Source organism: Paenibacillus sp. SORGH_AS_0306 (assembly GCF_030819345.1).
Lineage (GTDB): Bacteria > Bacillota > Bacilli > Paenibacillales > Paenibacillaceae > Saccharibacillus > Saccharibacillus kyungheensis.
Genome location: NZ_JAUTBP010000001.1, coordinates 3672258 through 3691954 on the forward strand (window position 1 = coordinate 3672258; position 19697 = coordinate 3691954).

A 19697-nucleotide genomic window follows, 5' to 3' on the forward strand; every position below is an offset into this window, starting at 1 on the left:
ACTATATCGTTGATAAATACATCTATGAGAACGAATTACAATCTATTTCAGCAATCTTATCCTTTATACGCTGACCCTCACATAATGTCAATACTATACTTCATCTATCAACTGCTTATCGGTACGTACTGGGAAATACAGCTTTCGTACTTGTAGCCGCCTCTGATGTCGTACTATTACTATTAGTATTGTTACTACTGTTATCTGGAGGAATCGTTGTTGTCCCACCGTTCTCTGCTCCGGCAGACCCGTTACTTTCAGGATTCTGTTCAGGTGTGGTTCCTTCTGGAGTGGTAGGCGTTTCTTCTGAAGGAGTTGTCGTTCCCGGGTTACCGGTATCTGGTGTTGTTCCACCTGTACCTGTACCCGTACCTGAATCAGTGCCACTACCTGAACCTGTTCCATCGGTAGTGCCTGTTCCTGAATTATCAGTATCCGCCGGATCCTTTGGCGTTGTATTGTCCGTTTTTTCACTGATGGTTACTGTGACTGTAGGGGTATTTGCTGGATCAGACAAAGCAATCGTATCTGGCAAAATAACCTGTACAGGAATTTTATAAGTGCCTGGCTTTCTACCACTGATATTAGCTGATACTTCAATATCGGATGGCTTGAGTGCTTCTAATGCTTCAGGCGTTCCTTTTACATTTAGAGTCACTTGTTGATTCGCTGGATCAGTAATCACATTTGTATAATTATCACTTGCCCCTTTAAAAATAACAGGAATATTAGTGACATCTTTTTGTGAGAACGATTCTGCTGTAATTTTTACTTGAACTGTAGATGGTGCGATTCGGTCTGCACCTTCAGGAATATCTAATTTAACCGTCAGATTCGTAGTACCTGCTTCTTTAATCGATCCTAGATCGACTGTTGCTGTAATCGAATCTCCTAGTGCGGCTAACGATTTCTCGGATCCATACACAGTCACTTCATTCACGCTTGCTTCTGTATTCGCCAATATCAGACTATTTGGAAGTTCACCAGTATAACTAAGATTCAGTGGCAAAGTCTTCACAGACGTCCCTATAGGCACTTCTACTTTGACGCTAGCGGGCGAGACAACAGCATCTTTAATAACTGATCCATCTTTGGCATAGACGATCAGAGACACCGTTTTGGAGACTGTGTCCGTAGCACCCTCAATATTCACAACACCTTGAACTTTCTGTACATCTTCAAGTCTGCTCTGAGGTAATGTAACGCTAACTTTATCGGTTCCATCGGTAATAACAGGATCTCCTGCTTGATTGCCTGTTGCAGGTTCGCCCTGGGTTACGATTTCCGGTACAAATGCATTAGACGTTTTCTCTTCAATGGTTACTTTAACAGTACTTGGACTCATCGATACATACTGTACACTAGCAGGCAATTCCGGAATCAATGGTAACGTCATTGTTCCTGCCTGAGTGACCTGACTTAAATCTACCTTCACTTTATAGCTCTCTGATGAGAAATATGAAGTCAAATCAGACTGTTGTCCTCTTACCTGAATACTCACACGTGTAGGATCTAATGATTTAAGCACATACTTATCTTCATCAAATCCATACGCTTGAACCTGCACATTGTCGATTACATTGGTTCCCATCGCTGAAGAAACGGAGGTGGTGCGAATAGAAGCTGCTCCTCCATCGAGATGGACCATAACCCACAGTAGTATACTTACAACCAGAGCCAGTACTTTAGCAACTGTGTTGTTATTGATCCATTTGTCCATCATTACTGCTCCCCTCCTTTACGTTTCCAGAACGGGCTTTTTTTCTCTTTTGTTGCCACTTTTGGTTTCAAAGCATCATGCAATTTCGAGATCAAAGACTCTTCATGAATATCACGAATAACCTGTCCATTCATAGCAAGAGACACTTGACCGGTTTCTTCAGATACGATTAAAGATACACCATCGCCCACTTCACTAATTCCTATCGCAGCGCGGTGTCTTGTTCCCAGCTCTTTGCTGATAAATGGATTCTCAGACAGCGGTAAATAACAAGCTGCTGCGGAAATTTGCTGACCTTGAATAATAACAGCTCCATCATGTAGAGGCGTATTAGGTATAAAAATATTAATAAGCAACTCTGAACTCACCATTGACTGCATTTTGATACCTGATTCGGTATACTCGTTCAGACCTGTTGTACGTTCAAATACAATCAAAGCTCCTATTTTGCGTCTGGATAGATAATGAACAGCTTTAATCACTTCATTGACCATTTTAGTAATTTCTTCATCATCTGCTAACGTTCGACCAAAGATCTTACCACGACCTAATTGCTCCAGTCCACGTCGCAGTTCCGGTTGGAAAATAATAAATATAGCTAATACCCCAAACGTAAATGCCTGATTCATTAACCATTTTAATGTATACAAATCAAACCAACTACTGATTGCCCAGATAAACACAAGCACCAAAATACCTTTCAGCAATTGTACTGCTCGTGTACCACGAACCAATAGAATTAACTGATAAATAATATAGGTTACGATTAAAATATCAATGATATCTTTGATCGAATCTTTCCAAGTTAAGCTTGTAAAATAATCCATACTGAAACCCCCGTCATGTTCTATCTAGTGGACTTATCATCTATTATTTTCCTCATGACTGTATACACAGAAAGTAGGTTTTGTATAAAAGATTACCCAAACCTGCCACCAAATGCGCAATAAATCTATTTTTATGAATTATTTGTACCGATCCTAACTATTGTTGTGCAAAATACTACTACATCTAGGGTATAACGATACCTCTATCGTTGCAACCTACTATTTTCTTATTGTACACGTTTTATAAGCACACACGCAAAAAGACGCCTTCTTTAACAAGAGGCGCCTTTCAGGCAATAATAACAAATCAAGGAGAGGCGACTTCAGAAAACACATTTGCGATTTTGTACCAAACCCAGTCTACCGATTGATTAATACTTTGAACTTGCCCCGAAATATGCGCTGTACTTGCTTGGAATATCCCACCATCAATCACAGTGACATTTCCTTCCACATCTCCATAAATCTTAGCCTGTCCTTTTTCTATCGTTAAATTACCAGCGATCGTACGACCTTCCGGTACTATTACAGAATTTCCTTCAATAACCACTTGATCCAAATCTGTGCCTTTGACAATCATCTCAGGGCCTTCATTCCATAATGGAAGTGTTCCAAGCAAAATAATAAAGAAAGCTGCCGCTGCTGTTAATGCAGGATGTCGTTTTAGCCAAGTCCACCAAACATGTGTCTGTTTAGACTTAGGTAAAGACTGCATAATTCGAGCAGTGAGCTCATCAGATACTGGCGGCTTGCGGTGATTTACGGCGAAAAGAAGCATATCTGTTTGTTCTAACTGTTTGAATGCTATACGGCATTCTTCGCACTCAGCCAGATGCTGCTTCAATTCATCTGTTTCTTCATCCAGTAAGTCGCCGTCTAAATATTCGTGCATCAGTGAGACGGCCAGTTTGCAATCCATATGAGCCAATCCTTTCTGTTCAAATACTTTTTCGACACGTATAACCAAAAGGAAGCTGTTGAAACAGCTTCTACCTTCTTAAATACGAATCGTATTTCAATGGGTTTCATAATTTATCATTTAATTTATAGTTTAGGTTCTAATTTTTTACGTAAAAATTCCCGTCCACGATGCACACGGGTCTTAATCGTCGTAACGGGCATATCCATAACTTCACTAATTTCTTGTAAAGACAACTCTTGCAAGTATCTTAATACCATAACAGTCTTATATTTATCCGGCAAAGAATCAATCGCTTGATGAATCAATTGTTGCGTTTCTGAAAGCAAATATTCACTTTCCGGCGTTCGTTCATCCCCAGGCAACAGAGCATATCCATCTGTACCATCTTGGTCATTCAATTCTGCATCTAATGAATAACTAGGTTTACGCTTACGTAACCGATCTATACACAGATTCGTACCTATTCGGTAAATCCATGTTGAAAACTTTTGCTTTTGATCATATCGATCTAAATTTTTGTATACGCGCAAAAAGGTTTCTTGTACTACATCTTCTGCTTCATGACGATTGCTTAGCATCCGATAGCCCAAATGAAAAATTTTATCTTTGTATAATTCAACGATTTCGGCAAAAGCACGTTGATCCCCTTTAAGTGCTAGCTTCACCAATCTCGTTTCTATATTGTCCACCATCACTCCCCCAGACTTCGAACCCTATATGTATGTGTATTAATAGATTTATTTTACAATCCACTACAAATCGTAATTCAATCAGACCAAAATTGCAATCGTAATCCTGCGAATTTTAACGTTTTATACAAAAAAAGCCGAAATATATCATTATTTGTAGCAATAATGTATATTTCGGCTACTTCCAATCCATAATTGATAGAGTTGATCATTACTGGAGGAATAATGCTTGAGTTCTCTCCATCTTTATCTCTTCCATGTATCATCATTTAATAATACGTGAGATGGATTACATCTTGATTAGGTATCAACCGGTATTACGAAGCCCTGCTGCAATACCATTAATCGTTAACAATACTTCACGAAGCAAGTCTGGATTATCTTCATCTTGTTCACGCAGATTGCGTAGCTCGTTCAACAATTGAACTTGAAGATAACTGAGTGGATCAACATACGGATTACGCAAACGAACAGATTCTTGAATAACAGGCACATTATCCAAAATATCTTGTTGACGTGTAATCTGTAGCACCAGATCGCGAGTACGATTAAACTCTTCTTGAATCAATCCAAAAATACGTTCACGTTGCTCTTCATCTTTATACATTCCTGCATACTCTTTAGCTATAATCAAATCTGCTTTTGCAATAGCCATCTGTAGCGTATCTACTAGAGTAGTAAAGAACGGGAACTCTTGATACATTTGTTGAAGAACAGCCATATTTTCTTCTTTGTTTTGATAAAAATGTTCTATACCTGTTCCTGCTGCATACCATGCAGGTAACAAATAACGACTTTGTGTCCATGCAAATACCCATGGAATCGCACGTAAGTCTTCAAACCGATCACTATTTTTACGTTTAGACGGACGAGAACCTATATTAAGTTCTCCCACTTCTGGAAGTGGTGTAGAACCTTTGAAGAAACTCATAAAGGATTCATCACGGAAAATAAGATCTTGATACTTATTCAGTGATACCTCAGAGATTTCTTCCATGATTTGTTCCCATTTCTTATTGTGCTCGCCTTCAGGTTCGCCTACTTTTGCAATAATCGCAGACGTAATAAGCGCTGATGTGGCTTGCTCAAGACTACGATAAGCAATACCTTGTAAAGAATAACGAGAAGAAATAACTTCCCCTTGTTCAGTGATTTTGATACCGCCACCTACTGTATGAGGAGGTTGAGCCAAAATACTACGGTTTAGTGACATACCACCACGACCCAAAGCACCGCCACGACCATGGAAAAATTTAAGTTTGATGTCATACTCTGCACCCATTGCTGTGATTTCATTCAAAGCGAGGCGCAATTCCCAGTTAGCCGTTACCACTCCACCATCTTTGTTACTATCCGAGTAACCCAGCATGATTTCTTGCAAATTATTCATTGCTGCTACTGATTGACGGTAAGCAGGTAGATCCAATACTTGGCGCATAATCTGTGGTGCTGCATGTAGATCATCAATCGTTTCAAATAACGGTACTGCTTGCAGTGTAGAATGAACCGTACCATCAGGATCTTGACGGAACAGACCTACTTCTTTGGCAAATATCATTACTTCAAGAATATCACTAGCCCCTTGAGTCATACTGATCAAGTAACTAGAAATACAGTTTGTACCAAATTCTTTTTGTGCTTTGAAAATAGTACGGTATACAGCCAGGCACTCTTCTGTGCTTTCACTGTAATTCAGGTATGTTGATGTCAAAGGACGAGGATCTGTTAACAACTTGCCAAGAAGCTCAATTTTTTCTTCTTCGCTAAGTTTGGAATAATCCTCTACAATTTTCATGCTCGCTAAGATTTCAGTCAACGCATTCTCATGTTCTTGACTATGCTGACGGATATCTAATGTTGCTGTATGAAAACCAAACAGTTCTACCTGACGAATCAACTTTTTCACATATGTATTCGCCACATAATCTGCATAATGATGACGCAAGCTTTGATCAATCACTCGCAAGTCTTCTAAAAGTTCACCCATATGACTATAACTTTCGGCTGTTCCTTTTTTAGACTCATCTAATATATTATTTAATTTACGCAACATATAAGCAATTTTAATGCGATAAGGTTCATTTTCATTATTCCAACTGAACTTCTTATCAATCGTTACATGTAGACGATCTTTTTGAATAGAAGATAACAATTCTTCAGAGACATCAATAATAGTCGTACTGAAACTTAATGATTTCATCAAGTCTGTCAAAATACGTTGATATTCCCGAATTGCAAGGCGGCGCTGCATTTGTAACGTTTTCCAAGTCACGTCTGCTGTAACAGAAGGATTACCATCGCGGTCTCCGCCAATCCAAGAACCAAAGCGTAAAAAGCTAGGTACATGCCATTCATGTTCTGGATAATACTTGCTCAACGAGCGTTCTAACTCCTGATACAATTCTGGTAATACATCAAATAAAGTCTCATGGAAATAATACATCCCATTACGCACTTCATCCAGTACAGTTGGCTTACGATCACGCAATTCATCTGTTTGCCATAATGTAATCACTTCGTTCAATAACTTTTCACGTAATTGCTCGCGCTCGCGGAAAGTCAGTGTAGGATTGTCTAAAAGAGTAACGTCTTCTGAAATGCGTTTATGAATATCCAGGATAGCACGACGCATAGCTTCTGTAGGATGAGCTGTCATTACCAATTCCAAAGAAAGGTCAGCTAAAATAGCTTCCACTTCATCAGCAGTAAAGTTTTTTTCTTTTAACTCTTGTACAGCGCTTTCCATAGAACCCGGTTGAATCGTTTCTCCAGCAGAGCGTTCATAATCGCGTTTACGACGAATACGGTGATTCTGTTCTGCAATATTCACCAATTGAAAATAAATAGCAAAAGCACGTACTACTTGGTGTCGATTATCAGAATCCAGATTTTTGATAAGTGTTTTGAATTCCTCAAAAACCTCAGGTAAAGCTACTGCACGCAATGATTTACTTAATTCACGAATTTTTTCAACAATATCCAAAAGTTCCTGTCCGCCTTGATGGACAAGCACCTCACCTAGAATATTCCCCAAAAAACGTACATCTCGCCGCAGCAAGTTGTTAGAATGATTTTTACTAGCATTCACTGTCAACTCAGACATGCTCTTCCTCCTATCTTTCACCGGTGTTAATTCCTCTATATGTTAACATCTTCTTAACATCATACAACAAAGCTACACTGATTACTTTAATTAATTTTGAACTTATGAATGATTATGCAAACTTTTAACCAATCAATCACAATGAAAATAAACCATATCCCACAAAATTTTCATAGTAATAATTCGTTAATTTTATCTCAGTAACAGCATTTTTTCAATGTTAGAGGTAATATCACATCTTTCAAGCCATATAGTACTTTAAATGTAAACCCAAAGTAAAAAAGTACAAAGCTAATATCAGACTATACACAAGCAATTTATATCTGTATATAGCAAAAAAAGACCGTTTCCGGTCTTTGAATTAAAAAATGGAGCGGGTGATGGGAATCGAACCCACGCTATCAGCTTGGAAGGCTGAAGTTCTACCATTGAACTACACCCGCAAAACGATCGGGATGACACGATTTGAACATGCGACCCCCTGGACCCAAACCAGGTGCTCTACCAAGCTGAGCTACATCCCGTTATGCGTTTATTCATTTGTGAAAAAATGGCGCGCCCTAAGAGATTCGAACTCCTGGCCTTTTGATTCGTAGTCAAACGCTCTATCCAGCTGAGCTAAGGGCGCATATAATTCTGTAAAAAGATTGGAGCGGACGATGGGAATCGAACCCACGACCCTCGCCTTGGCAAGGCGATGCTCTACCGCTGAGCCACGTCCGCAAAACCTATGCGCGTGGAGGGACTTGAACCCCCACGTCGTGAAACGCTAGATCCTAAGTCTAGTGCGTCTGCCAATTCCGCCACACGCGCATGTAAGAAAAATGGTGAGTCATGAAGGGCTCGAACCTTCGACACCCTGATTAAAAGTCAGGTGCTCTACCGACTGAGCTAATGACTCATAAATGGCTGGGGATATAGGATTTGAACCTATGCATGACGGAGTCAAAGTCCGTTGCCTTACCGCTTGGCTAATCCCCAATAAAGAAAAGATTGAATAAGAAATGGTGGAGATTGACGGGATCGAACCGCCGACCCTCTGCTTGTAAGGCAGATGCTCTCCCAGCTGAGCTAAATCTCCAAAAAGTAATATGACCCGTAGGGGACTCGAACCCCTGTTACCTCCGTGAAAGGGAGGTGTCTTAACCACTTGACCAACGGGCCCGATTGCGAAGCTCTCAACCGGATTCGAACCGGTGACCTCATCCTTACCATGGATGCACTCTACCTACTGAGCTATGAGAGCAAATGGCTCCCCGAACAGGACTCGAACCTGTGACAACTCGATTAACAGTCGAGTGCTCTACCAACTGAGCTATCAGGGAATAGTCACCGCTTCGCCGGATCTCTCCTCGAAACGGTCAATCGTCTTGCTTCGCTTGGCAACGTCCTACTCTCCCAGGACCCTGCGGTCCAAGTACCATCGGCGCTGGAGGGCTTAACGGTCGTGTTCGGGATGGGTACGTGTGGAACCCCTCCGCCATCATTACCAAACAGGCAGGTGTGTTGCTCCCTGAAAACTGAATCCGAAAACGAAAACCATCGCGTGTTAGCTTATTGGATAAGCCCTCGACCGATTAGTATTGGTCAGCTCCATGCCTTGCGGCACTTCCACCCCCAACCTATCCACCTCGTCGTCTACAAGGGGTCTTACATACTGGGAAATCTCATCTTGAGGGGGGCTTCACGCTTAGATGCTTTCAGCGCTTATCCCTTCCGCACGTAGCTACCCAGCGATGCTCCTGGCGGAACAACTGGTACACCAGCGGTGCGTCCATCCCGGTCCTCTCGTACTAAGGACAGCTCCTCTCAAATTTCCTACGCCCACGACAGATAGGGACCGAACTGTCTCACGACGTTCTGAACCCAGCTCGCGTACCGCTTTAATGGGCGAACAGCCCAACCCTTGGGACCTACTTCAGCCCCAGGATGCGATGAGCCGACATCGAGGTGCCAAACCTCCCCGTCGATGTGGACTCTTGGGGGAGATAAGCCTGTTATCCCCAGGGTAGCTTTTATCCGTTGAGCGATGGCCCTTCCATGCGGTACCACCGGATCACTAAGCCCGACTTTCGTCCCTGCTCGACGTGTCTGTCTCGCAGTCAAGCTCCCTTATGCCTTTACACTCTTCGAATGATTTCCAACCATTCTGAGGGAACCTTAGGGCGCCTCCGTTACACTTTAGGAGGCGACCGCCCCAGTCAAACTGCCCACCTGACACGGTCCCTGTACCGGATCACGGTACGAGGTTAGAACTCAAATGCGATCAGGGTGGTATCCCAACGGCGCCTCAACCGAAGCTTGCGCTCCGATGTCTACGGCTCCCACCTATCCTGTACAAATCGCACCCCAGTTCAATATCAAGTTGCAGTAAAGCTCCATGGGGTCTTTCCGTCTTGTCGCGGGTAACCTGCATCTTCACAGGTATTAAAATTTCACCGGATCTCTCGTTGAGACAGCGCCCAAATCGTTACGCCATTCGTGCGGGTCAGAATTTACCTGACAAGGAATTTCGCTACCTTAGGACCGTTATAGTTACGGCCGCCGTTTACTGGGGCTTCGGTTCATAGCTTCGCTTGCGCTAACCACTCCCCTTAACCTTCCAGCACCGGGCAGGCGTCAGCCCGTATACTTCGCCTTGCGGCTTCGCACAGACCTGTGTTTTTGCTAAACAGTCGCTTGGGCCTTTTCACTGCGGCCCCCTCGTGCTATTCACACTACCGGGGCACCCCTTCTCCCGAAGTTACGGGGTCATTTTGCCGAGTTCCTTAACGAGAGTTCTTCCGCGCGCCTTAGAATTCTCTTCTCACCCACCTGTGTCGGTTTACGGTACGGGCACCTGCTTCCTGGCTAGAGACTTTTCTTGGCAGTGTGAAATCATGACCTTCGCTACTACAATTTTCGCTCCTCATCACAGCCTGGCCTTGCGGTATGCGGATTTGCCTACATACCAGCCTCACTGCTTGAACGGACATCCATCAGTCCGCGTCACTATCCTCCTGCGTCATCCCATTGCTCATAACGGCTTTCGGTGGTACAGGAATTTCAACCTGTTGTCCGTCGACTACGCCTTTCGGCCTCGCCTTAGGTCCCGACTTACCCTGAGAGGACGAGCCTTCCTCAGGAATCCTTGGGTTTTCGGCGGATCAGATTCTCACTGATCTTTTCGTTACTCATACCGGCATTCTCACTTGAATGAGGTCCAGCGCTCCTTGCGGTACACCTTCAATCTTCATTCAACGCTCCCCTACCCCTGATACAAATGTATCAAGCCATAGCTTCGGTGGTGTGTTTAGCCCCGTTACATTTTCGGCGCAAAGTCACTCGACCAGTGAGCTATTACGCACTCTTTCAATGGTGGCTGCTTCTAAGCCAACATCCTGGTTGTCTGTGCAACTTCACATCCTTTCCCACTTAACACACACTTGGGGACCTTAGCTGATGGTCTGGGCTGTTTCCCTTTCGACAATGGATCTTAGCACTCACTGTCTGACTCCCGGAATAAAGTCTGTGGCATTCGGAGTTTGACTGAACTTGGTAACCCTTGCGGGCCCCGCATCCAATCAGTGCTCTACCTCCACGACTCACCTTCCGAGGCTAGCCCTAAAGCTATTTCGGGGAGAACCAGCTATCTCCAGGTTCGATTGGAATTTCTCCGCTACCCCCACCTCATCCCCGCACTTTTCAACGTGCGTGGGTTCGGGCCTCCAGTACGTGTTACCGTACCTTCACCCTGGACAGGGGTAGATCACCTGGTTTCGGGTCTACGTCCACGTACTCAGTCGCCCTATTCAGACTCGCTTTCGCTGCGGCTCCGGCTTTTCACCTTAACCTTGCACGGGAACGTAACTCGCCGGTTCATTCTACAAAAGGCACGCCATCACCCATAAAACGGGCTCTGACTTTTTGTAAGCACACGGTTTCAGGTTCTATTTCACTCCCCTTCCGGGGTCCTTTTCACCTTTCCCTCACGGTACTGCTTCACTATCGGTCGCTAGGGAGTATTTAGCCTTACCAGATGGTCCTGGCAGATTCATACGGGGTTTCACGTGCCCCGCACTACTCGGGATCCGTCTCGGAGAGAAGATGATTTTAGCTACAGGGCTTTCACCTTGTCTTGCGGGCCTTTCCAGACCTCTTCGCCTACCATCTTCCTTTGTAACTCCAAAGAGACGTCCCACAACCCCAACAAGCAAGCTCATTGGTTTGGGCTGTTCCGCGTTCGCTCGCCGCTACTGACGGAATCACTCTTGTTTTCTGTTCCTGAGGGTACTTAGATGTTTCAGTTCCCCTCGTCTGCCTCTGCACACCCTATGTATTCAGGTGTGAGTAACTGGAGATGAATCCAGTTAGGTTTCCCCATTCGGACATCCCCGGATCACAGCTTGCTTACAGCTCCCCGAGGCCTTATCGTTGTTCGCCACGTCCTTCATCGGCTCCTAGCGCCTAGGCATCCACCGTGTGCTCTTAGTAGCTTAACCTAAGTGTTTCTATTTCTAGAAACGGTGTATTTCAATTTCTCGCCTACCACTGTTTGCACAGTTTGTAGAGAAGAAACCTTCTAAAACGCGATGTTTCGTTTTCGATATCCAGTTTTCAAGGATCAACAGTCTGAAAGAGGTTTACTCTTTCAAAACTGAACAACGAGTGAGTGGTGTCACCACTTGGGTGACCACAGATCCACCGAAGTGCTCTGCGTTTGTCTTTCCCGAAGAAAAGACGTTCGAATGTTTCCGTTGCAGGAAACGATTCTCCATAGAAAGGAGGTGATCCAGCCGCACCTTCCGATACGGCTACCTTGTTACGACTTCACCCCAATCATCTACCCCACCTTCGGCGGCTGGCTCCTTGCGGTTACCCCACCGACTTCGGGTGTTGCAAACTCTCGTGGTGTGACGGGCGGTGTGTACAAGACCCGGGAACGTATTCACCGCGGCATGCTGATCCGCGATTACTAGCAATTCCGACTTCATGCAGGCGAGTTGCAGCCTGCAATCCGAACTGAGACCGGCTTTTAAGGATTGGCTCCATCTTGCGATATTGCTTCCCGTTGTACCGGCCATTGTAGTACGTGTGTAGCCCAAGTCATAAGGGGCATGATGATTTGACGTCATCCCCACCTTCCTCCGGTTTGTCACCGGCAGTCTGCTTAGAGTGCCCACCATGATGTGCTGGCAACTAAGCATAAGGGTTGCGCTCGTTGCGGGACTTAACCCAACATCTCACGACACGAGCTGACGACAACCATGCACCACCTGTCTCCTTTGTCCCGAAGGAAAAGACTATCTCTAGTCCGGTCAAAGGGATGTCAAGACTTGGTAAGGTTCTTCGCGTTGCTTCGAATTAAACCACATACTCCACTGCTTGTGCGGGTCCCCGTCAATTCCTTTGAGTTTCAGTCTTGCGACCGTACTCCCCAGGCGGAATGCTTAATGTGTTAACTTCGGCACCAAGGGTATCGAAACCCCTAACACCTAGCATTCATCGTTTACGGCGTGGACTACCAGGGTATCTAATCCTGTTTGCTCCCCACGCTTTCGCGCCTCAGCGTCAGTTACAGCCCAGAAAGTCGCCTTCGCCACTGGTGTTCCTCCACATCTCTACGCATTTCACCGCTACACGTGGAATTCCACTTTCCTCTTCTGTACTCAAGCTCTCCAGTTTCCAGTGCGACCCAAGGTTGAGCCTTGGGCTGTGACACCGGACTTAAAAAGCCGCCTGCGCGCGCTTTACGCCCAATAATTCCGGACAACGCTTGCCCCCTACGTATTACCGCGGCTGCTGGCACGTAGTTAGCCGGGGCTTTCTTCTCAGGTACCGTCACTCTGAGTGCAGTTACTCACTCAGACGTTCTTCCCTGGCAACAGAGCTTTACGATCCGAAAACCTTCATCACTCACGCGGCGTTGCTCCGTCAGACTTGCGTCCATTGCGGAAGATTCCCTACTGCTGCCTCCCGTAGGAGTCTGGGCCGTGTCTCAGTCCCAGTGTGGCCGATCACCCTCTCAGGTCGGCTACGCATCGTCGCCTTGGTGAGCCGTTACCTCACCAACTAGCTAATGCGCCGCAGGCCCATCCTCAAGTGACAGATTGCTCCGTCTTTCCAGATTCGTTCAGGCGAACAAATCATGTATTCGGTATTAGCTACCGTTTCCGGTAGTTGTCCCAAGCTTGAGGGCAGGTTGCCTACGTGTTACTCACCCGTCCGCCGCTAAGAATAAAAGAAGCAAGCTTCCTTCATTCTCCGCTCGACTTGCATGTATTAGGCACGCCGCCAGCGTTCGTCCTGAGCCAGGATCAAACTCTCCATAAAGTGTTTGACTTGCTCAATTGAAACTGGCGAGAACCGAAGTTCTCTATTTTTAAAGGTCGGCTAAGACCTTTATTTACTCACTCGTTGTTCAGTTTTCAAAGATCAAACATTTCGTTTGTTTTGCTTTTGTGCACCGACGCGTTATCGCATCAGCAACTCTTATAATATATCATGCTCATTTCATTTCGTCAACACTTTTTTTCAATCTTTTTTTCAAGCGATCTACAATGTTGAAATTTGTTAATCTCTTTCATTGCGTTCATCACTTTAAAACATTAAAAACAGTGCGAGAATTAATTTATCATATATTTATAGTTTACGTCAATAGTTTTTTATAATTTAATTATTAGTCTCTTTGTAACGACCATTCCGTACATATTTTGATAGTTCTTTTTGTGGTGCAAAACGTGCATACATTTGGAAAATAGTTTTATATCTTTTATCTATTGATTTACGTATATCTTGATTTAATCGTTGATCACTTAGATCAAATAACATTTCGTCTAACTCTTTCCGTAATACATACGCCATCTCTTTGCACTCTTTATCGTTCAATAACATTCCAAGCATATAAATATCCTCCCTAAATTGTAACTCTTCACAGTATATCTTTCAGGCTGCTATTTATCAGTTCATACCTCTTGATAGAATTATGATAGATAACAGCCTTCTGGATAGTGATGAATTAACCTAATTAGGCATACTTGTAACTGTTTGTATGTGGTTTTTTATAAATAACTAAGCCTTCATCAACCAAAATGTTATTGTACTCTCGATGATTGCTGCTACAAAAAGGATAATTACGATCCAAAATGAAGCAGTAATTGTAGATCTCATAAATTGTTTCCACGCTATTTTAAGTTGATATCGCCCTGCTGGGTTCCAAGTAGTGAGACTATCTAATACTAACTTGCCCAATTTTAAGCTATAAGCTGCTGCGATAAGAATAGCTGGAATTTCAAATATTCCATGTGGTAATAATCCTTTGACTATTAAAGTCACCACATCCTGTCCTTGCATATCATAAGTTCGTAATAGAAATCCTATAATCATTCCGTTCATGACTAAGAAGAATACAGGGACAATCCCAATAAAGACTCCTAAATAGATGATAAGGATACTTTTAATTGCATTGTTTAAAAAGATGAACACAAAATAATTAAGTTCTACATGCTGTCCTTGATCAAGCTGCTCTTTAACTATTTGCAATTGTTGTAGTTGTTCCCTTAGATAGTTACCTAATGGTTCCACTAATAAGATACCTGCTATGATTCCTACTACAAACAGAACAGTTGAAACCAGCAGCATGGATCGGTTGGATTTGAGATCGCGCCAAAAGGTACGAAACGAAAATAATGAACCCATATGTGTACTCCTTTGCAATGTCATTTGATAGAAAGATAAAAAATAAAGAGAAAGGTATACTACTCCTTCCTCTCTATCTGCTCTTTATATATTCCTCATGATCTAGTTTAAGATTTAGTTGTGTTTTTCAATAATTTTCAGAGCTAATTCATTATACAGTTGACCGATTTCACTATCTTCTTTGTAGACAGAAGGTGAAAAGTCCGGGTCTGTTGGTAAATTATCAGGTGCACCTAATGGGATTTGAGCGAGTAACTCTGTATGCAAGGTTTCTGCAAGTTGTCCACCGCCACCTCTACCAAATACATACTCTCTTTGTCCATCTCTTGCCTGGTAATAGGACATATTTTCAACAACACCTAGAATTTCATGATCGGTCTGTAGTGCCATTGTTCCTGCGCGAGCTGCTACAAATGCTGCTGTTGCATGAGGAGTCGTGACGAGTATCTCTTTACTTTGTGGCAGAATTTGATGAACATCGAGTGCTACATCACCTGTTCCTGGTGGAAGATCTAACAACATGTAATCCAGTTGATCCCAATCTACATCGGCAAAAAATTGACGAAGCATTTTGCCAAGCATCGGTCCGCGCCATATAACAGGATTATTTTCTTTAATAAAGAATCCCATCGACATCACTTGAACTCCAAATCGCTCCACCGGTTGAATACGTCCTTCTTCTACTGTAGGCCCTTCTTCTATTCCCATCATATCTGGAATACTGAACCCGTAAATATCAGCATCAATAATGCCGACTCTTTTTCCTTGGCGCACTAATGCGGTTGCTAAATTGACAGTAACAGTAGATTTACCTACTCCACCTTTACCACTAGCTACAGCTATAAAACGAACACCAGAGTTAGCATGAATGATAGGGAGCTGCTCCAGACCTGCTGCATGACCTTTGTGGGTCTCAGATTCAGGCGGTAATGCTTCTTCTGTGTCTGGAGAGAGTAATTGACGTACTGTAGCCATTTCAAGCTCAGAAGGCGCTCTAAAACGAATATGTAGATCAATAGGTTCTACAATTTTAAGAGCTGACCGAATCGACTGTTCTAAAGCGTCTTTATACTCTTGACCTAACTCAATCCCCACTACGGTGAGAGAAATTCTGGAATCTTTGATCATAATATCACGAATAAATTGCATTTCTACTAGAGGAAAATCATACTGTGGATCTGTAACAGTACTTAGTAATTCCAAAACATAGTCTCTTGATAACATATGAGGTGCACTCCTTATGTGATTAGATTCAATATACCGTTATAAAGATAACCATGAGATCATAACGCAATACGTTGTATTATACCATTTTATAATATTGATTCGCGAATCATACACTGTAAAAATACAAATAAAATGTTTCTGCATCTATTCCAGTTATTCTATATACAAAAACCGTTCTACTCTAGATCATCATAACATGACCCAAGTAAAACGGTTTTGTTGTTCTCACATTTAGGAGTTGATATGTTCAGCCATACCTTCAATCAACACTTCTGCTACTTCTGGACGTGTGAATTCAGGTGGAGGGCATTGACCATCTCTTAGTAATGCTCTTACTTTTGTCCCAGAAAGGGTTAAATGATTTTCTTTCGGATGCGGGCAGGTTTTGCTAGAAGCCATGTTACCGCATTTGGTACAAAAAAAGCTATGTTCAAAAAATAGTGGCATAATTCCTAATTCTTCTGCTGTAAAATGCTTAAAAATTTCTTGAGCTTCATATGTTCCGTAATAATCGCCCACACCTGCATGATCACGACCAACGATAAAATGAGTGCAACCATAATTTTTGCGAACCATTGCATGGAATATTGCTTCTCTTGGTCCTGCATAACGCATAGCCGCCGGAAACACCCCTAAAAATGCTCGATCTTTTGGATAGTAATTTTCTAAAAGAACCAAATAACTACGCATCCGTACATTAGCAGGAACATCATCCGATTTGGTTTCACCTACTAATGGATTCAGAAACAAAGCATCTACAATTTCCATCGCACTTTTTTGAATATACTCATGAGCACGATGAACAGGATTACGAGTCTGGAATCCTACTACAGTTTTCCAACCTTTATCTGCAAAAATTTGTCTTGTTTGTTCGGGATCAAAATAAAACTCACCAAATTTCTCAGGCTGAGGACGTTTTAAGACTTGGATAGGTCCTCCAACATAAATGGAAGAACGACTAAGTAATTTTTGTACCCCTGGATGCTCGGGATCATCGGTTTTGAAGACTTTCACAGCTTCTTGTTGTTGATCTACGTTATAGATACTACGTACTTCTAATGTACCGTAGATTTCTCCATCCTGCTCTCCTACCAAAGCCACCTGTTCACCAATTTGCAATGTGGATGTAATAGACTCGTCTAAAGCTAGAGTAATTGGAATACTCCATACCGTACCATTGGACAATCTCATATTTTCCAAAACAGAATGGTAGTCCTTCTCTTCCATAAATCCTTCTAGTGGAGAGAAAGCACCTACACCTATAAGATCTAGATCAGATATAGTCCATGTATTGATAGGAATCTGTTTCCATTGCTGAGCTTGAGCCAATAACTGATCACGATCTTCCTCTTTTACAATACGTTGAATCAATCGACCACCATGCGGCAAAATTGTTGTCATTCTGTAATCGCTCCTGTCTTATCATAAATAGGTATGTTGTATTGTCTAACTGTGCTAAGTATACATGAAGCCGACCAGATGGTTAGAAAAATCACTTGGTCGGCTTATGTTATTTATATTTATCATGAAGTTAATTTGTTTATTTGTGCAATCCACATTCTGTTTTATCTGAATTAGCCCAGCGTCCTGCACGAGGGTCTTCACCAGGCATCACCTGACGTGTGCATTGTTCACAACCTATACTAGGATAATGTTGATCATGAAGAGGGTTGTAGATAATATCGTTATCACGAATATACTTCCATACGTCTTCAGAAGTCCAATCTGCAATCGGATTAAACTTCATTAATCCAAATTTAGAATCGTACTCTATTTTTTTAGCATTTGCACGAGTTGGCGCTTGATCGCGACGAATACCTGTAATCCAAGAATCATATTGAGATAATATACGAGTTAAAGGCTCTACTTTACGAATATTGCAGCATGCATTAGGATCTACTGTCCATAAAGCTTCTCCATGAGCGGCTGCTTGTTCTTCCGGTGTTAGCTTAGGATCTACTTTTACAAACTCCAAACCATAACGTTCAATCATACGATCACGTGTCTCGTAGGTTTCTTTAAAATGGAAATCGGTATCTAAATAGAAAATATCAGTGGACGGGCTGATATTTTGTAACATATCAACAATAACTACATCTTCCGCTCCAAAACTACAAGCAAAAGTAAGACTTTCAAAATTATCTACAGCCCAACGAATCACTTGTTCAGCTGTAGCATGCTCTAGTTCTTCAGCTTTCACTCTAGCTAATTCTTCTTTTTCCAATAGATTCATATTTAGTTCCCCCACCTTTGGAATTCATTTTCCCATTTTGGTTTTAAGTACGTTCAACAAATGACTATTTTTTAATCACATTTTTAAAGCCGACTAAACAACTAAGAATTATGTATATTATAGTACTTAATGGTTGAGGATTCAATAGTATTTTGAAAGTTAATCACAAGTTATTCACACTATTTTATAACTAGGAATAACTTTGTTGAAATGATTGTCGAAATTGTTACTTTATACACAAGGTTATGCACAAATCACATGTGGTCAAATGGTGGTCAAACGAGCTTCAATTGAAAGATAAACACAAAAAAGCCTCCCACCATTTCTGGTAAGAGGCTTCTGTAATCCTTGATAAACAAGGAATATTAACGTTTGGAGAACTGAGGTGCGCGACGTGCTGCTTTAAGACCGTATTTTTTACGCTCTTTCATACGAGGGTCACGAGTCAGGAATCCAGCTTTTTTCAAAGATCCACGAAGTTCAGGATCAGCTTTAAGCAATGCACGGGAAATACCGTGACGGATTGCTCCTGCTTGACCAGAAATACCACCACCGTGAGCCAATACGATTACATCGTAGCTTCCGATTGTTTCTGTCAAGTTAAGTGGTTGTTTTACGATCAGTTTAAGTGTATCTAAACCGAAATATTCATTGATGTCGCGTTTATTGATGACAATGCGTCCTTCACCCGGTACAAGGCGAACACGTGCTACCGAATGTTTACGACGACCTGTCCCATAGTATTGTACTTGTGCCATGAAACTGTCCTCCTTTTAATTAGCCGCGAAGTTCGTAAACTTCCGGTTTTTGTGCTGCATGTGGGTGTTCTACGCCAGCATATGCTTTCAATCTTAACTTCATTTGGTTACCCATACGAGTTTTTGGAAGCATACCATGAACTGCAAATTCGATTACACGTTCAGGTTTGTTTTTGATCATTTCATCAGCAGTGGTAACTTTAAGACCACCTGGATGCATGGAGTGACGGTAGTATTTTTTGTCTTGCAATTTTTTACCAGTCAAGTGGATTTTGTCAGCATTGATTACGATAACGAAATCTCCACCGTCTACATGAGGGGTAAATTGTGGTTTGTGTTTGCCGCGAATAAGTGCAGCTGCTTCACTAGCCAAACGACCAAGCGTTTTGCCTTCAGCATCGATAATGTGCCAATTGCGTTCTACTTCACTTGGCTTCGCAATGTACGTCGTACGCATGAAAAGTTCCTCCTTAGTGTGCTTTTGAAAATATATCATTAAGACATATTCTCATATATCTTCGTTCTTGAGTTAGTGTTGTTA

12 protein-coding genes, 11 tRNA genes and 3 rRNA genes are annotated in these 19697 nt (G+C 42.5%); all 26 read right to left on the minus strand.

Features of this window, described 5'->3' with window-relative positions:
• Positions 1–115: 115 nt before the first annotated feature.
• Complete coding sequence (locus tag QE450_RS16130) at positions 116–1723, minus strand: CdaR family protein (RefSeq protein WP_307300599.1); 1608 nt, start codon at positions 1721–1723, stop codon at positions 116–118.
• On the minus strand, positions 1723–2547 hold the full coding sequence (gene cdaA / locus QE450_RS16135) for a diadenylate cyclase CdaA (protein WP_274171834.1): 825 nt from the start codon (positions 2545–2547) through the stop codon (positions 1723–1725). Before cdaA ends, QE450_RS16130 begins: the two co-directional genes overlap by 1 nt.
• A gap of 307 nt (positions 2548–2854) precedes the next feature.
• On the minus strand, positions 2855–3466 hold the full coding sequence (locus QE450_RS16140; protein WP_204827021.1) for a zf-HC2 domain-containing protein: 612 nt from the start codon (positions 3464–3466) through the stop codon (positions 2855–2857).
• Between the two features lie 125 nt (positions 3467–3591).
• Positions 3592–4161: an RNA polymerase sigma factor SigW gene (gene sigW, locus QE450_RS16145; protein ID WP_069325697.1), complete on the minus strand. Its 570-nt coding sequence runs from the start codon at positions 4159–4161 to the stop codon at positions 3592–3594.
• Positions 4162–4465: 304 nt separating this feature from the next.
• Positions 4466–7261, minus strand: a complete 2796-nt coding sequence (gene ppc, locus QE450_RS16150) for a phosphoenolpyruvate carboxylase (protein WP_273613655.1) — start codon at positions 7259–7261, stop codon at positions 4466–4468.
• 369 nt (positions 7262–7630) lie between these two features.
• Positions 7631–7704: transfer RNA gene (locus QE450_RS16155), tRNA-Gly, on the minus strand.
• Positions 7705–7711: 7 nt separating this feature from the next.
• A tRNA-Pro gene (locus QE450_RS16160) sits at positions 7712–7785 on the minus strand.
• Between the two features lie 27 nt (positions 7786–7812).
• A tRNA-Arg gene (locus tag QE450_RS16165) sits at positions 7813–7889 on the minus strand.
• 20 nt (positions 7890–7909) lie between these two features.
• Positions 7910–7984 (minus strand) — tRNA-Gly (locus QE450_RS16170).
• Between the two features lie 8 nt (positions 7985–7992).
• A tRNA-Leu gene (locus tag QE450_RS16175) sits at positions 7993–8074 on the minus strand.
• A 12-nt stretch (positions 8075–8086) separates the two neighbouring features.
• Positions 8087–8162 (minus strand) — tRNA-Lys (locus tag QE450_RS16180).
• A 5-nt stretch (positions 8163–8167) separates the two neighbouring features.
• A tRNA-Gln gene (locus QE450_RS16185) sits at positions 8168–8242 on the minus strand.
• A 24-nt stretch (positions 8243–8266) separates the two neighbouring features.
• Positions 8267–8342 (minus strand) — tRNA-Val (locus tag QE450_RS16190).
• Between the two features lie 11 nt (positions 8343–8353).
• A tRNA-Glu gene (locus tag QE450_RS16195) sits at positions 8354–8425 on the minus strand.
• Positions 8426–8434: 9 nt separating this feature from the next.
• Positions 8435–8507: transfer RNA gene (locus tag QE450_RS16200), tRNA-Thr, on the minus strand.
• A 3-nt stretch (positions 8508–8510) separates the two neighbouring features.
• Positions 8511–8586: transfer RNA gene (locus tag QE450_RS16205), tRNA-Asn, on the minus strand.
• A 52-nt stretch (positions 8587–8638) separates the two neighbouring features.
• Positions 8639–8755: ribosomal RNA gene (rrf, locus tag QE450_RS16210) — 5S ribosomal RNA — on the minus strand.
• 63 nt (positions 8756–8818) lie between these two features.
• Positions 8819–11742 (minus strand): 23S ribosomal RNA (locus tag QE450_RS16215).
• Positions 11743–12020: 278 nt separating this feature from the next.
• A 16S ribosomal RNA gene (locus QE450_RS16220) occupies positions 12021–13573 on the minus strand.
• The 16S, 23S and 5S rRNA genes sit together here with 11 tRNA genes alongside, the layout of an rRNA operon.
• A 339-nt stretch (positions 13574–13912) precedes the next feature.
• Complete coding sequence (locus QE450_RS16225) at positions 13913–14143, minus strand: hypothetical protein (RefSeq protein WP_069328383.1); 231 nt, start codon at positions 14141–14143, stop codon at positions 13913–13915.
• A gap of 168 nt (positions 14144–14311) precedes the next feature.
• Positions 14312–14938 (minus strand): stage II sporulation protein M, encoded by a 627-nt coding sequence (locus QE450_RS16230; RefSeq protein ID WP_274171833.1) that lies wholly within the window; start codon positions 14936–14938, stop codon positions 14312–14314.
• Positions 14939–15052: 114 nt separating this feature from the next.
• On the minus strand, positions 15053–16162 hold the full coding sequence (locus QE450_RS16235) for an Mrp/NBP35 family ATP-binding protein (RefSeq protein WP_301263870.1): 1110 nt from the start codon (positions 16160–16162) through the stop codon (positions 15053–15055).
• A 234-nt stretch (positions 16163–16396) separates the two neighbouring features.
• Positions 16397–17566 carry a sulfate adenylyltransferase gene (sat, locus tag QE450_RS16240; protein WP_274171832.1) on the minus strand — a complete coding sequence of 390 codons (1170 nt, stop codon included), beginning with the start codon at positions 17564–17566 and terminating at the stop codon, positions 16397–16399.
• Between the two features lie 139 nt (positions 17567–17705).
• Positions 17706–18398: a phosphoadenylyl-sulfate reductase gene (locus QE450_RS16245; protein WP_204827276.1), complete on the minus strand. Its 693-nt coding sequence runs from the start codon at positions 18396–18398 to the stop codon at positions 17706–17708.
• 365 nt (positions 18399–18763) lie between these two features.
• A complete protein-coding gene (rpsI, locus tag QE450_RS16250) occupies positions 18764–19156 on the minus strand; it encodes a 30S ribosomal protein S9 (RefSeq protein ID WP_069328378.1) in 393 nt (130 codons plus the stop codon).
• 19 nt (positions 19157–19175) lie between these two features.
• The gene (gene rplM, locus QE450_RS16255; protein ID WP_273613659.1) at positions 19176–19613 is read right to left on the minus strand and encodes a 50S ribosomal protein L13; all 438 of its coding nucleotides are present in this window, start codon (positions 19611–19613) and stop codon (positions 19176–19178) included.
• Positions 19614–19697 lie beyond the last annotated feature (84 nt).

What these genes read in the sequence shown, in the direction of transcription:
- QE450_RS16130 (WP_307300599.1), bottom strand. Translation starts at nt 1,723, where the DNA reads ATGATGGACAAATGGATCAATAACAACACAGTTGCTAAAGTACTGGCT.
- cdaA (WP_274171834.1), bottom strand. Translation starts at nt 2,547, where the DNA reads ATGGATTATTTTACAAGCTTAACTTGGAAAGATTCGATCAAAGATATC.
- QE450_RS16140 (WP_204827021.1), bottom strand. Translation starts at nt 3,466, where the DNA reads ATGGATTGCAAACTGGCCGTCTCACTGATGCACGAATATTTAGACGGC.
- sigW (WP_069325697.1), bottom strand. Translation starts at nt 4,161, where the DNA reads ATGGTGGACAATATAGAAACGAGATTGGTGAAGCTAGCACTTAAAGGG.
- ppc (WP_273613655.1), bottom strand. Translation starts at nt 7,261, where the DNA reads ATGTCTGAGTTGACAGTGAATGCTAGTAAAAATCATTCTAACAACTTG.
- QE450_RS16225 (WP_069328383.1), bottom strand. Translation starts at nt 14,143, where the DNA reads ATGCTTGGAATGTTATTGAACGATAAAGAGTGCAAAGAGATGGCGTAT.
- QE450_RS16230 (WP_274171833.1), bottom strand. Translation starts at nt 14,938, where the DNA reads ATGGGTTCATTATTTTCGTTTCGTACCTTTTGGCGCGATCTCAAATCC.
- QE450_RS16235 (WP_301263870.1), bottom strand. Translation starts at nt 16,162, where the DNA reads ATGTTATCAAGAGACTATGTTTTGGAATTACTAAGTACTGTTACAGAT.
- sat (WP_274171832.1), bottom strand. Translation starts at nt 17,566, where the DNA reads ATGACAACAATTTTGCCGCATGGTGGTCGATTGATTCAACGTATTGTA.
- QE450_RS16245 (WP_204827276.1), bottom strand. Translation starts at nt 18,398, where the DNA reads ATGAATCTATTGGAAAAAGAAGAATTAGCTAGAGTGAAAGCTGAAGAA.
- rpsI (WP_069328378.1), bottom strand. Translation starts at nt 19,156, where the DNA reads ATGGCACAAGTACAATACTATGGGACAGGTCGTCGTAAACATTCGGTA.
- rplM (WP_273613659.1), bottom strand. Translation starts at nt 19,613, where the DNA reads ATGCGTACGACGTACATTGCGAAGCCAAGTGAAGTAGAACGCAATTGG.